The following is a 13841-nucleotide window of genomic DNA, read 5'->3' on the forward strand; positions in this document are numbered from 1 at the left end:
AGTAAGCCCCCGGTTGCCTCACAGATCAATCATTTCTGCATGCTGCCAACCATCGCTTCCGGCCGCACCCACTCGTCGAACTGCGCTTCGGACAGGTAGCCCAGCTTCAGCGCCGCGGCTTTCAGCGTCAGCCCTTCCTTGTGCGCTTTCTTGGCGATTTCCGCCGCCTTGTCGTAGCCGATGTGGGTGTTGAGCGCCGTCACCAGCATCAGCGATTCGTTCAGCAACTGGGTGATGCGATCGCGGTTCGGTTCGATGCCCACCGCGCAGTGCTCGTTGAAACCCTGCATGCCGTCGGCCAGCAGGCGAATCGACTGCAGGTAGTTGTGGATCACCATCGGGCGGAACACGTTCAGCTCGAAGTTGCCGGAAGCGCCGCCAATGTTTACCGCCACGTCGTTGCCCAGCACCTGGGCGCACAGCATGGTCATCGCCTCACACTGGGTCGGGTTGACCTTGCCCGGCATGATGGAACTGCCCGGTTCGTTCTCCGGGATCGAAATCTCGCCGATGCCGCAGCGCGGGCCGGAAGCCAGCCAGCGCACGTCGTTGGCGATCTTCATCAGCGAGGCCGCCAGCCCTTTCAGCGCGCCATGCCCTTGCACCAGCGCGTCGCAGGTCGCCAGCGCTTCGAACTTGTTCGGGGCGGTGACGAACGGCTGATGGGTCAATTCCGCCAGCGCTTTAGCCACGCGCACCGCGTACTCCGGATGGGTGTTCAGCCCGGTGCCGACCGCCGTGCCGCCAAGCGCCAGCTCGGCGATGTGCGGGATACTGTCCTCGATGTGTTTCAGATTGTGCGCCAGCATCGCCGCCCAACCGGAGATCTCCTGCCCCAGGGTCAGCGGCGTGGCGTCCTGCAGATGAGTGCGGCCGATTTTGACGATGTCGCGGTAGGCTTCAGCCTTGTCGCTCAGCGTCTTGTGCAGCACTTTCAGCTCGGGGATCAGATGTTCGCGCAGCGCAATCACCGCCGCCACGTGCATCGCGGTGGGAAACACGTCGTTGGAGCTTTGGCTTTTATTGACGTCGTCGTTCGGGTGCACCTTGCGCTCTTCACCGCGCACGCCGCCCAGCAGCTCGCTGGCGCGGTTGGCCAACACTTCGTTCATGTTCATGTTGGTCTGGGTGCCGGAACCGGTTTGCCAGATCGACAGCGGGAACTGGTCGGCATGGCTGTCCGCCAGCACTTCGTCGGCGGCGCTGATAATGGCGGCGCCCCGTTCGGCCGGCAGCAGCCCCAGATCCACGTTCACCTGCGCGGCGGCGCGCTTGGTCAACGCCAGCGCGTGGATCAGCGCGGTCGGCATCTTTTCGGAGGAAATGCGGAAATGCGCCAACGAACGCTGGGTTTGCGCGCCCCACAGCTTGTCGGCCGGTACTTCGATGGGGCCCATAGAGTCTTTTTCGATACGAACGCCTGCCATCATTATCTCCTTAGCATAATTCCTAAAATCGTAGGGTTAGGCCGACGCGCTACCCCCCGTCGGCATGCACTCCCAGTATAGTGACATAATAACTATTCGCATTAAGAGAGTTATCTCACAGCACGTTTCATCTTTTTTACCCATTAACGACGCGGTTATTTTCCATCGGTTAACCCGCGGCGAAATAAACGGCCGGGAATGAGCCAGGAGAATAAAAGTGTGGCTACTCATTAACGCGGATGACGCGAATTAAAATTATTGATGCGCTGCGCCTGTAAATGATTGAGCTCATCGATACGTTGTTGCTGCAGATGATTGATCTCGTCGTAGGCGTCCTGCCGTTCATGATGCCGATAGGCCCCGGTCGCCACCGCGCCGGCGGTGAGCGCCAACGGGTGCGCCACGGGCACGATCGCGGCGGGAACCGCGACCGGCGCGGGTGCAACGACGATCGGCGCCGGCGCGATCGCCACGGCGCGCGGCGCCGCGTAGGGATAGGTGACGATCACCGCCGCCTGGGCTGCGCCGGCGCAAAGCCCCAACAGCAACAACAGTTTTTTCATGCAACAGACCTCTGGTTTTGTTAAATCGACTCGTTAGCCGTTACGGTAAAGGGGTCTGACGCGCAGGTTTAAGCTCGGCGTGTGATCGCCCGGCGCAGCGTGAAAATAATAATAAGGGAATGGCTCAGACGGTAAAAAATAAATTCAGCAGTCATATTTTGACATGCTGAATAATAAATAATGCGGCAGGGTGAGCGGACTATCGGCAATAATCCTGCCGGTTCAAAAAATAATCGAACGGCGGGTTTTCCGGGCCGCCTTGAGGCCTGCGCGCCAATTGAGGCGCCGATCGTTATCACGCTATACTTTGGCCCCGTTGCCGGGCGCGACGTTATTCGGCGTTGTTTTGATCGCGCCCATGATTTTTCCTGCCGACGCGGGCGTATGATGGTTGTCGGCACAGATTTAACTAACCGTATAAAATCAGTAAGTTATTGCCATCCGGTACGGCAATGACGCTAAGGACGTTTATCGACATGCAAAAAATGACCAACGCGGTACAGAATTACGCCTGGGGCAGCCACGATGCGCTGACCCGTCTTTACGGCATCGCCAACCCTGATAATCTGCCGATGGCCGAACTGTGGATGGGCGCCCATCCCAAGAGCCCTTCCCGCGTGCCGGGCGCCGACGGCGAGCTGCGTTCGCTGCGCGATCTGATCGATGAAGACCAGCCAAAACAGCTGGGCACCAACGTCGCCAGCCGCTTTGGCGAGTTGCCGTTCCTGTTTAAAGTACTCTGCGCCGATCAGCCACTGTCGATCCAGGTCCACCCGAGCAAAGCGGCGGCCGAAATCGGCTTCGCGAAAGAGAATGCCGCCGGCATCCCCCTGAGCGCCGCCGAACGCAACTATAAAGATCCCAACCACAAGCCCGAGCTGGTGTTCGCCCTCACGCCGTTCCTGGCGATGAACGGCTTTCGCGAACTGGCCGATATCGTTTCCCTGCTGCAACCGATCGCCGGCGCACACCACGACATCGCCGCCTTCCTGCAACAGCCGGACACTGCGCATCTCGCATCCCTGTTCGCCAGCCTGCTGACGATGAGCGGCGAGCAAAAGTCGCTGGCGCTCGGCGTATTGAAAGCCGCGCTCAACAACCAGCAGGGGGAACCCTGGGACACCGTACGCTTTATCGCCGGCTTCTATCCGGACGACAGCGGCCTGTTCTCACCGCTGCTGCTGAACGTGGTGCAGCTCGCGCCGGGCGAAGCGATGTTCCTGTATGCCGAAACGCCGCACGCCTACCTGAAAGGCGTGGCGCTGGAGGTGATGGCCAACTCGGACAACGTGCTGCGCGCGGGCCTGACGCCGAAATTCATCGACGTGCCCGAGCTACTGGCCAATCTGCAGTTCCGCCCGCAGCCGGCTTCCGGCCTGCTGACCCAGCCGGAGCCACGCGGCAACGAGCTGTTCTTCCCGATTCCGGTGGAGGATTTCGCCTTCTCGCTGCACGATTTGACCACCGCCCCGCAGGTGCTGGCGCAGCAAAGCGCCGCCATCGTGTTCTGCGTCACCGGCGAAGCGACGCTGGAAAAATCCGGGCAACGCCTGACGCTCAAACCGGGCGAATCCTGCTTTATCGGGGCTTTCGAATCCCCGGTCAACGTCAGCGGCAGCGGCCGCATCGCCAGGGTTTATAACCATCTGGCCTAACCGTTGATAAATTTCAGCAAATTGCTTGCTGAAAGCGAGAGCTACCCCCACAATTAAACGCCTGCGGGCGTTTATTTTCGGCCCCTATTTGCCCCTCCCGCGCAACGGAGGGTGATAAGAAAAAAGGATGAAACAGAGCTATGAAAAAATCGTTAGTCGCTGTCAGCGTCATTGTGGTTCTTGGCGCAGCATGGACCGGGGCATCCTGGTACACCGGGAAACTGATCGAGCAGCACATGGGCGAAGTCGTCGACAACGCCAACGGCCAGCTGAAAGCTTACCTGCCGAAAGCCGGCGTGAAGCTGAGCTATGAAAATTACCAGCGCGGCCTGTTCAGCAGTAAAGTGCGTTATGTGCTGCGCTCCGACGGCACGGATACCAGTGAAGACGCGGCGCTGAAAGCCGGCGAAGAAGTGGCGTTCCTGGAAACCATCGATCACGGCCCGTTCCCCTTCGCCCAGCTGAAAAAATTCAATCTGCTGCCGAGCATGGCGTCGGTGCATACCGAGCTGGAAAATACCCCGGCGGTGAAAGGCCTGTTTGACACCACCAAAGGCAAATCGCTGTTTACCGCCGATTCGCGCATCTCTTACAGCGGGGACACCTCGTCCGCCATCGACATCATCCCGCTGGACTACCAGAAGGATAAGTCTTCGCTGAAATTCAGCGGCGCCACCATTAACGCCGATGTGTCCAGCGATCTGAAAAAATTCGTGCTGGACGCCAATAGCGACAATATCGTGTTCGCCAGCCCGAACGAATTCGGTCAAAACGAGCAGATCACCTTCCAGGGCTTCAACCTGAAGGGCAACAGCAACGAGAGCAAGTTCGGCGTGAAGCTCGGCGATCAGACGATGACGCTGAAGCAGTTCAAACTGACGATCGACGGTAAAGATACCGTGGCGTTGGACGGTTTCAACCTGGTGAGCAAGTTCGGCGAGCAAGGCAGCAGCAACATCGGCGGCCAGATCGACTACACCATGGACGCGCTCAAGGTGCAGGGCAACGATTTCGGCGCCGGCAAGCTGGCGCTGAAAATCGACAACGTCGACGGCAAGGCGCTGAAAGACTTCGCCGACAGCTACAACCGCCAGACCATGGCGCTGCTGCAACAGGGCGAGAACCTGGATCCGGCCGTGTATGAGCAGCAAAACGCCGAGCTGTTGCAAAAGAACCTGCCGCTGCTGCTGAAAGGCAACCCGAGCCTCAGCATCGCGCCGCTGAGCTGGAAAAACAGCAAGGGCGAGAGCACCTTCACGCTGGATCTGGCGCTGACCGATCCGAGCAAAGCCGCCTCCCCGGCGCAATCGCCGGATCAGCTGATCGCGCAGGCGGTTAAAAAGCTGGATATCAACCTGACCATTCCGGAAGCGATGGCCACCGAAGTGACCGCGAAAACCGCGCTGTTGCAGGGTTACAATGCGGAAGACGCGCAGAAACTGGCGCAGCAGCAGGTGCAGGGCCTGGCGGCCATGGGCCAGATGTTCAAGCTGACCACCCAGAAAGACGGCGTGATCGCGAGCAAGTTCCACTATGCCGACAACCAGGTTGACCTCAACGGCAACAAGATGTCGCTGCAAGAGTTCATCGGCCAGTTCGCCATCCTGGGCGCCCCGGCGGAAGACGCTGAACCGGCGCAGGAAGCGGAACCCGCTCCGGCACCGGCGCAGTAATCGCCTGACAGCCTGATCAAGGGCCCCTGCGGGGCCCTTTTTATTTACCCCATTTCCGCGGCGTAAACCGCATCGCGGATCTGCTGCGGATAGCGGCCGCACATGCCTTCAAACGCGGTGTTGGTCAGTATCACCACGCTCAGCTGCGCCTGTGGATCAAAGAACCAGCTGTGGCCGTAAACGCCGCCCCAGGTCAGCGTGCCGGCATGCTGCGGCGTCTGCGCGGCATCTGTGTCCACCAGCAGCGCCCCGCCGAAACCGAATCCCCAGCCCGGCCCTTGCGTTTGCGCCTGCGCCCCCACGTGCGGGCTGCGCAGCAACGCCACCGTGTCCGGCCGCAACATGCCCTGCCCGCCGCTGCGCAGCGCCTCCACCAGCCGCAGCACATCGTCGGCATCGCCGACCATGCCCGCACCGCCGGAAGGATAGGCCCCGGAGTTAAGCGCCCGCGCGGGTGAAAACAGTACCTCGCCCCCCGCCATCTCCTCCGGCAGCGCCAGCCGCAGGCCTTCATGCATGCGCTGCGGCCCTTGCGGCGTGTTGTAATACGGTGTCGCCAGATTCGCGGCGTCCGTCGCATAAAACGCGGTATTGCCGAGCCCCAGCGGCCGCGCCACCCATTCGACAAACAGCTGCGGCAGCGGCATGCCCGTCACCCGTTCCAGCACCGCGCCAAGCACGTCGATCGCCAGCGAATAATTGAAGCGCTCCCCCGGCGCCGACAGCAACGGTGCCTGTGCCAACAGCCGCAGGTTTTGCTCCAGCGTCAGCGTCGACAGCTCCACGCCGTCCTGGATCCCCAGCTGATGATAAACGCCCGCCGGCGGCTGGTTCAGCCGATAGTCCAGCCCGGCGGTGTGGCTCAGCAAATGACGAATCTTGATCGCCGGGCGCCGGCCGTCCGCCAACGCCGGAGTGAACCACGGCAGCCAGTCGCTGACCGCGTCGTCCAGGCTCAGCTTGCCCTGCTCAATCAGGCGCAGCACCGCCAGCGTGGTATAGGGTTTGGAGACCGACGACAGCCGAAACTGCGTTTCTCGCCGCATCGGCCGCCGCGCTTCGCGATCGGCATAGCCGGCCGCCCCGGCGTAGCAAATCTCGCCCCGCCGCGCCACCAGCACTACGCTACCCACGATGCGCCCTTCGGCCATCGCCTGTTGATCGATCGCCGCGATCCGTTCTGTTAACACCCGTTGTTCTGCCGACATGATTTTCATCTCTCTGATGGAAAGTAAAATCAGTCTAAAACCTTCGTCATAAATTAAAATAAGGCATAATTTAATGAATCATTAAGCACAGGTTATTGATAGATGAGTTCACTCCTGCAGCTGTTGCCCTATTTCGAAGCCGTCGCGCGCCTGGGCAACTTTACCCGCGCGGCCAGCCAACTCGGCGTCACGCCGCCGGCGGTGTCGCAAAACATTCAGGCGCTGGAGAATCAGCTGGGAGTGCGGTTATTTCACCGCACCAGCCGCTCGGTGCGCCTCAGTGACGAGGGCCGGTTGTTCTATCAGAAGGTATCGCCGGCGATGAGCCAGATCGACGTGGCGGCGGACGACGTGCGCGCTCTGGGCGCGCAGCCGGCGGGCCTGCTGCGCATTACGCTGCCGCAGCTGGCCGCTTCGCTGCTGGTGATGCCGCATCTGGCGGAATTTCAACGGCGCTATCCCGACGTGCAGCTGGAACTGTTTACCGAAGACCGCTTTTCCGATCTGGTGCTGGGCAGTTTCGATGCCGGCATTCGCATGCATGCCATGCTGCAAAAGGACATGATCGCCGTGCCGATCGACAACGGCCAGCGTCGGGTGCTGGTCGCCTCGCCCGACTATCTGGCGCGCTGCGGCGTACCGGCCACGCCGGACGATCTGCCCGCTCACCACTGCCTGCGCTACCGTTTTCCCGGCAGCGGCAAACTGGAACCCTGGTATTTCAGCCTGGGCGACGATGAACGCGCGCTGGACGTCAGCGGTAGTTTGATTTTTAACGAAGATCGGCTGATCAAGGATGCGGCGTTGGCGAGCCTGGGTATCGCACAGCGTTTTCAGGGCACGGTGTTGCAGGAGCTGGCGCAGGGGCAACTGGTGGAAGTGCTGCCGGATTACGCCAGCGAAGCGTCGGGGTTTTTCATCTACTTTCCCGCCGGCCGGCATCTGCCGCTCAAGCTGCGCGCCTTTATCGATTTCATGCGCGAGCAACGTGAACGGCAGCATCGCTGGTAGGGGCACCTCGTCGGCGCCCCTGGCCGTCAGCGCTTCTCCAGCGCCTGGACGATGTGGTAAGCCGCCTCGACGCGATCGTCGTTCGGGAACCACTTGTTGGCCAGCATCACCACGGCGATATTTTTCGCCGGGATAAATACCGCGTAGGTGGAGAAGCCGCCGGTGGAGCCGGTTTTGTTATACCAGCCGGCGCGCAATTCCGGCTGCGGCGGCGTGATGGCGGTGGCCGGCGTGCCGTTCATGATCATCCCGGCGTTGTTGCCTTCAATCAAACGCGACAGTTTCACTGGATACGGGTAGTTCTCCCACATCAGATCCTGCGTGAACGCGCCCGCCTTGTAATACCCGACGTGCGTCGCGGCCAGCGCGTCGCGCCACGGCTGCGCCACCTTCACCTGCTGCAGGTTGGCGTCCAGATAGCGAATCAGATCGCGAGCGTTGGACTTGATGCCGTAAGACTCGGCATCCAGCGGGCCGGGGTTGACCCGCACCGGCTTATCGTCCTTGCTGTAACCCTGCGCATAGTTAGCCATCTGCGCCGCCGGCACCTGAACGTAGGTGTGGCTCATGCCCAGCGCCGGCAGCATCCCCTGTTCCATCGCCTGGATAAACGGCTGGTCGAGGCTCTTGGCGGCGATCATGCCCAGCATGCCGATGCCGAGGTTGGAATAGACGCGGTAGCTGCCCGCCGGGTGTTTCGGCTGCCAGGCCCGGTAGTAGGCCATCAGCTGGGCGTCGTTGGTGACGTCGTCCGGCACGAACAGCGGCAGGCCGGAGGTATGCGTCGCCAGATTCAGCAGGCTGACGCCGTCGAAGGCGCTGCCGCGCAGCTCGGGCAGATAGCGGCTGGCCGGATCGTTGAACGACAGCTTGCCCTGCTGCTGCGCATAGACCGCCAGCGTCGCGGTAAAGGTTTTGCTCAGCGAGCCCACTTCGAACAGCGTCTGCTCGGTGATCGGTTTGCCGGTCTGCTTCGAGGCGACGCCATACGGGTAAATCTGCTGTTTGCCGTCGACCGACACGGCGATCGCCATGCCCGGTACGCCATATTTTTTCATCAGCGGCTGAATAACGGCGTCGATATCCTGCTGCTGCGCGGCCTGCGCGGTCGGCAAGATCAGTGCGGCGATCAGCGCGGCCGCCAGGCGGTTCATTTTCGTCATGATAGAAGCTCTTAGGTTGCAGGGTATCAGCCGCGGCCAAAAGTTTTTATTGGCGTTATGCACGGCGCTTTCCCTGATTGATGATGTCATTCCTTTACGGCTGCGGCGACGCTCACAGCAGCCGCGCCAAATATCGGATTTTGCCGCCGGGTTGACAAGCGATAATAATTTCAGCCAGCATAAAGAAAAACTTATGGCTATCGACAATGCGCAATCGACTTCCCCTCAACGCCCTGCGGGCGTTCGAATCCTCCGCTCGCCACCTGAACTTCACCCGCGCCGGTCTGGAGCTGCGCGTCACCCAGGCCGCCGTCAGCCAGCAGGTGCGCATGCTGGAAGAACAGCTGGGCATTCAGCTGTTCCGCCGCCTGCCGCGCGGGCTGGATCTGACCGAAGAGGGCCAGGCGCTGCTGCCGATATTGAGCGACGCCTTCGACCGCATCGAGGCGGTGCTGCAGCAGTTCGAAGGCGGGCATTTCCACGAGGTGCTGACGGTGGCGGTGGTCGGCACCTTCGCCGTCGGCTGGCTGATGCCGCGGCTGGCGGCATTCCGCACGGCGCACCCGTTTATCGATCTACGGGTGCTGACCCACAACAACCTGGTCAATCTGTCGGCCGACGGCATGGATTTCGCCATCCGCTTCGGCGAAGGCCTCTGGCCCGCCACCTGCAATATCAAGCTGTTCGACGCGCCGCTGACGGTGCTTTGCCCGCCGGCGGTCGCCGCGCGCCTGCGCACGCCGCAGGATCTGCAGCACGAGCAGCTGATGCGCACCTACCGCAAGGACGAGTGGGAACGCTGGTTCGCGGCGGCACAGGTGACGCCGTGGCGGATCAACGGCCCGGTGTTCGACTCGTCAAGGCTGATGGTGGAAGGCGCGATCCAGTGCGATGGCGTGGCGCTGGCGCCGGTCAGCATGTTCCGCCGCGAACTGGCCGCCGGCGCGCTGCAGCGGCCGTTCGCCGCCGAGGCCGCGCTCGGCGCCTATTGGCTGACCCATTTGAAATCGCGAGATCTGACGCCGGCGATGAAAACCTTTATCGGCTGGATCCGCCGGGAGGCGGAGGAGGAACAGCAGCAGGGCTAGGCGGAGCCGCGCCGGATCAGCGTCGGCGGCAGAATGACGTTCTGCGCCGGCAGGTCGGCGTCACCGATGCGCTGCAGCAGGCGCGCGGCGGCGCTGCGCCCCACTTCCCGCGCCGAACTGGAGACGAAGGTCAGCGGCGGCTCGGTCAGTTCGGCCTCCGGCACGTCGCCGAAGCCGATCAGCGCCACCTGCCGCCCGTAGTAGGCGTCGACCCCGTCCGAACCGATGCTGCGGCCGCTGCGCGCCAGGCCAAAATAGGCGCCGAGCGCCACCGACGCCTTGTGGCAGACGATGGCGGTAATATTCGGGTAATGGCGCAGCAGTTGCTCCGCCGCTTCCGCCGCCTGGCGCTGCCGGCAATCGCACTCGACGATCCATTCACTGCGAAACGGCAGGCCGTACTGCACCAGCGTGGCGCAAAAGCCGCCCAGCCGCTCGGCGCGCGTCAATGAATCGCTCTGGCCGCCGAGGTAGGCGATTTGGCTGTGGCCGCGCTTGATCAAAAATTCGGTGGCCAGCTTGGCGGCCTGCATGTTGTCCGGCCGCACCACGTCCACGCCATCGAGGCCGCTGGAGCGCGCCACGCAGACCAGCGGTACGCCCTGCTCGGCCGCCTTCTCCTTCAGGCCCGCCGCCGCGCGAATGCCGCCCGCCAGCACGATGCCGTCGACGCCCTGCGCCAGCAGCGCGTCAAACGCCCGCTGCAAGCCCTGGCCGTCGCGCCCGCTCTGCGTCAAAAACAGCAGCTTGTCGTGCGCCTCCAGCGCTTCGCTCAGCCCGGCGGTCATTTCGGCATAGAAGGGTTCGCAGATGTCGCGCAGAATAAGGCCGATCACCCCGGACTCCCCGCCGCGCAGCGTAGCCGCCTGGCGATTGCGCACATAGCCCAGCTGCTCTATCGCCTGATTGACCTTCTCGACGGTGGTCGGCGAAATGCGCCCCTTGCCGCTCAACACCAGGGAAACCGTGGTGACCGACACGCCCGCCTGTTGCGCCACATCGGTGATGGTGATCTTTTTGATGCTCATAGTCTCTGCGAACCCGTTCCTGGGCAACCCGCGCCGTAATGATCAAGGGTATACCGAATCCGTTATCTCAGTAAAACGTTTTACTGCCTGCCGCATTGTCGCCAAAAACCGGGCGGCAGATTTGTGATTGGCGGCGCATTTTTGTTAGGTAAAACGTTTTATCTTCTTTTTACCTAATCAGAAGTCCCCTTTTTGCTCGTCTTTTCGCCAGGAGAAGTCGGTTATGTCAGCAGCCAACAAACCCAAAATCACGCTCTGGGAGTTCTTCCAGAGCCTGGGCAAAACCTTCATGTTGCCCGTCGCCTTACTCTCTTTCTGCGGCATCATGCTGGGGATCGGCAGCTCGCTGAGCAGCCGCGACGTGATCACCCTGATGCCGTTTATCGGCCACCCGATCTTCCAGCTGATCTTTACCTGGATGAGCAAGGTAGGCTCCTTCGCCTTCAGCTTCCTGCCGGTGATGTTCGCCATCGCCATTCCGCTGGGTATGGCGCGCGAGAACAAGGGCGTCGCCGCCTTCTCCGGCTTCGTCGGCTTCGCCGTGCTGAATCTGGGCACCAATTTCTACCTGACCGCCGCCGGCGTGCTGCCCACCAGCGATCCGCTGGTGCTGAAAGCCAACAATATCCAGAACATCCTCGGCATTCAGTCGATCGATACCGGCATCCTCGGCGCGGTGATCGTCGGCATCATCGTCTATCGCCTGCATGAACGCTTCCACACCATCCGCCTGCCGGACGCGCTGGCGTTCTTCGGCGGCACGCGCTTCGTGCCGATCGTCACCACCGTGGTGCTGGGCCTGTGCGGCCTGGTGATCCCGCTGATCTGGCCGTGGTTCGCCGCCGGCATCACCGGGCTGGGTTGGGTGATCAACAGCGCCGGCGCCTTTGGCCCGATGCTGTTCGGCACCGGCGAACGCCTGCTGCTGCCGTTCGGCCTGCAGCACATTCTGGTGGCGCTGATCCGCTTTACCGAGGCGGGCGGCACCATGGAAGTATGCGGCCACAGCGTCAGCGGCGCCCTGACCATCTTCCAGGCGCAGCTTTCCTGCCCAACCACCACCGGCTTCGCCGAAAGCGCCACCCGCTTCCTGTCGCAGGGTAAAATGCCGGCGTTCCTCGGCGGCCTGCCGGGCGCGGCGCTGGCGATGTACCACTGCGCCAAACCGGAGAACCGTCATAAAATCAAAGGGCTGTTGATTTCCGGCGTGGTGGCCTGCGTGGTCGGCGGCACCACCGAGCCGATCGAGTTCCTGTTCCTGTTCGTCGCGCCGTTCCTCTACCTGATCCACGCGCTGCTCACCGGGCTGGGCTTTACCGTGATGGCGCTGCTGGGCGTGACCATCGGCAATACCGACGGCAATATCATCGACTTCGTGGTGTTCGGCATTCTGCACGGCACCGCCACCAAGTGGTATCTGGTGCCGGTGGTGGCCGCCGTCTGGTTCGTCGGCTATTACGCCATTTTCCGCTTCGCCATCCAGCGCTTTAACATCAAAACGCCAGGCCGCGAGAGCGACGGCGCCGTCAGCCAAAGCGCGCCAAGCAGCGCGGTGGGCAAATCCGGCTACAACGTGCCGGCGATTTTGGCGGCGCTCGGCGGCCCGGACAACATCATCACGCTGGACAACTGCATCACCCGCCTGCGCCTGTCGGTCAACGACATGAGCCGGGTGGACGACGCGGCGCTGAAGGCCAACCGCGCCATCGGCGTGGTGCATCTCAACGACCATAATCTGCAGGTGGTGATCGGCCCGCAGGTGCAATCGGTGAAGGATGAATTAGACTCACTGATAGCCACGGCGCAACCTGCCGCGGCCCTGCAGGGAGCCACCCATGTTTGATTTCTCCACCCCGATCGACCGCCACGGCACCTGGTGCACCCAGTGGGACTATATCGCCGATCGTTTCGGCAGCGACGACCTGCTGCCGTTCACCATCTCCGATATGGATTTCGCCACCGCGCCGTGCATTCTCGACGCATTGCAGCAGCGCCTGCAGCACGGCGTGCTGGGCTACAGCCGCTGGCAGCACGAGGATTTTCTCGGCGCGCTGCGCCACTGGTATCAGCAACGTTTCAACGTCGCCATCGACACCGCGACGGCGGTGTACGGCCCTTCCGTTATCTACATGGCGGCGCAGCTGATCCGCCAGTGGTCGGTGCCGGGCGATTACGTGGTGACCCATACCCCGGCCTACGACGCTTTCTACAAGGTGATCCTCGCCAACCAGCGCCAGCTGTTGGCCTGCCCGCTGCAAAAAGCCGGCGACGACTGGCGCTGCGATATGGCGCACCTCGAAGCGTTGCTGGCGCGGCCGCAGACCAAGATCCTGCTGCTGTGCAGCCCGCATAACCCCACCGGCAAAGTGTGGCGCCGCGACGAGCTGCAGCAGATGGCCGAACTGTGTGAACGCCACGACGTGCGCGTCATCAGCGACGAGATCCATATGGACATGGTCTGGGGGGAACACCGCCATACGCCGTGGAGCCAGGTGGCGAGCGGCGCCTGGGCCCTGCTGACCTCCGGTTCCAAGAGTTTCAACATTCCGGCGCTGACCGGCGCCTACGGCTTCATCAGCGACGCCGCCAGCCGCGAAGCCTACTTCCAGCAGCTCAAAGCCCGCGACGGCCTCTCTTCGCCGGCGGTGCTGGCGGTGGCCGCGCACGTGGCCGCCTATCGCCACGGCGAACCCTGGCTGGATGCCCTGCGCGACTACCTGCAGGATAATCTGACCTACGTCGCCGAACGGCTGGAGCAGGCGTTTCCGGCGCTGGGCTGGCGTCCGCCGCAGGCCACCTACCTGGCCTGGATCGATCTGCGGCCGCTGGCCGTAGACGATCGAGCGCTGCAGCAGGTGCTGATCGAGCGCGAAAAGGTGGCGATCATGCCGGGCTTTACCTACGGCGAGGAAGGCCGCGGTTTCCTGCGCCTCAACGTCGGCTGCCCGCGCAGCAAGCTGGAGGCCGGCATGGACAAGCTGATCGCCGGATTGCGGTTGGTGCTGGACGAGCAATAGCGCGAGGG

General features: G+C 62.3%; 11 protein-coding genes. 6 read left to right on the top strand and 5 right to left on the bottom strand.

The genetic code is table 11. From position 1 onward, the window contains the following. Positions 1-29 precede the first annotated feature (29 nt). Both fumC and ACJ8IM_RS11740 read right to left on the bottom strand, forming a co-directional pair. On the bottom strand, positions 30-1427 hold the full coding sequence (fumC, locus tag ACJ8IM_RS11735) for a class II fumarate hydratase (RefSeq protein WP_033654744.1): 1398 nt from the start codon (positions 1425-1427) through the stop codon (positions 30-32). 230 nt (positions 1428-1657) lie between these two features. Then, positions 1658-1990 carry a hypothetical protein gene (locus tag ACJ8IM_RS11740; protein ID WP_033654745.1) on the bottom strand — a complete coding sequence of 111 codons (333 nt, stop codon included), beginning with the start codon at positions 1988-1990 and terminating at the stop codon, positions 1658-1660. Positions 1991-2466: 476 nt separating this feature from the next. On the opposite strand from ACJ8IM_RS11740, the gene manA reads away from it, so the two are divergent. Next, the gene (gene manA / locus ACJ8IM_RS11745; protein ID WP_101455834.1) at positions 2467-3645 is read left to right on the top strand and encodes a mannose-6-phosphate isomerase; all 1179 of its coding nucleotides are present in this window, start codon (positions 2467-2469) and stop codon (positions 3643-3645) included. Positions 3646-3785: 140 nt separating this feature from the next. Then, on the top strand, positions 3786-5318 hold the full coding sequence (locus ACJ8IM_RS11750) for a YdgA family protein (RefSeq protein ID WP_033654747.1): 1533 nt from the start codon (positions 3786-3788) through the stop codon (positions 5316-5318). 44 nt (positions 5319-5362) lie between these two features. Here ACJ8IM_RS11750 and ACJ8IM_RS11755 read toward each other — a convergent pair whose 3' ends face one another. After that, on the bottom strand, positions 5363-6526 hold the full coding sequence (locus tag ACJ8IM_RS11755) for a serine hydrolase domain-containing protein (RefSeq protein WP_033654779.1): 1164 nt from the start codon (positions 6524-6526) through the stop codon (positions 5363-5365). A 102-nt stretch (positions 6527-6628) separates the two neighbouring features. Between ACJ8IM_RS11755 and ACJ8IM_RS11760 the strand changes: the two genes are divergently transcribed. After that, a complete protein-coding gene (locus ACJ8IM_RS11760; RefSeq protein ID WP_033654748.1) occupies positions 6629-7537 on the top strand; it encodes a LysR family transcriptional regulator in 909 nt (302 codons plus the stop codon). Positions 7538-7563: 26 nt separating this feature from the next. On the opposite strand, the gene blaSRT is transcribed toward ACJ8IM_RS11760, so the two are convergent. Further along, complete coding sequence (gene blaSRT, locus ACJ8IM_RS11765; protein ID WP_033648215.1) at positions 7564-8700, bottom strand: SRT/SST family class C beta-lactamase; 1137 nt, start codon at positions 8698-8700, stop codon at positions 7564-7566. A gap of 206 nt (positions 8701-8906) precedes the next feature. On the opposite strand from blaSRT, the gene ACJ8IM_RS11770 reads away from it, so the two are divergent. After that, the gene (locus tag ACJ8IM_RS11770) at positions 8907-9788 is read left to right on the top strand and encodes a LysR family transcriptional regulator (protein WP_033654750.1); all 882 of its coding nucleotides are present in this window, start codon (positions 8907-8909) and stop codon (positions 9786-9788) included. Here ACJ8IM_RS11770 and ACJ8IM_RS11775 read toward each other — a convergent pair. Then, on the bottom strand, positions 9785-10816 hold the full coding sequence (locus ACJ8IM_RS11775; protein ID WP_033648213.1) for a Mal regulon transcriptional regulator MalI: 1032 nt from the start codon (positions 10814-10816) through the stop codon (positions 9785-9787). The genes ACJ8IM_RS11770 and ACJ8IM_RS11775 overlap by 4 nt on opposite strands. A gap of 223 nt (positions 10817-11039) precedes the next feature. Here ACJ8IM_RS11775 and malX point away from each other — a divergent pair, with 223 nt between their 5' ends. Next, positions 11040-12659 carry a maltose/glucose-specific PTS transporter subunit IIBC gene (gene malX, locus ACJ8IM_RS11780; protein WP_033654751.1) on the top strand — a complete coding sequence of 540 codons (1620 nt, stop codon included), beginning with the start codon at positions 11040-11042 and terminating at the stop codon, positions 12657-12659. Then, positions 12652-13833, top strand: coding sequence for a MalY/PatB family protein (locus ACJ8IM_RS11785; protein WP_033654752.1), 1182 nt, complete (start codon positions 12652-12654; stop codon positions 13831-13833). Before malX ends, ACJ8IM_RS11785 begins: the two co-directional genes overlap by 8 nt. Positions 13834-13841 lie beyond the last annotated feature (8 nt).

The organism is Serratia sp. CY33525, assembly GCF_052169115.1.
GTDB classification, from domain to species: domain Bacteria; phylum Pseudomonadota; class Gammaproteobacteria; order Enterobacterales; family Enterobacteriaceae; genus Serratia; species Serratia sarumanii.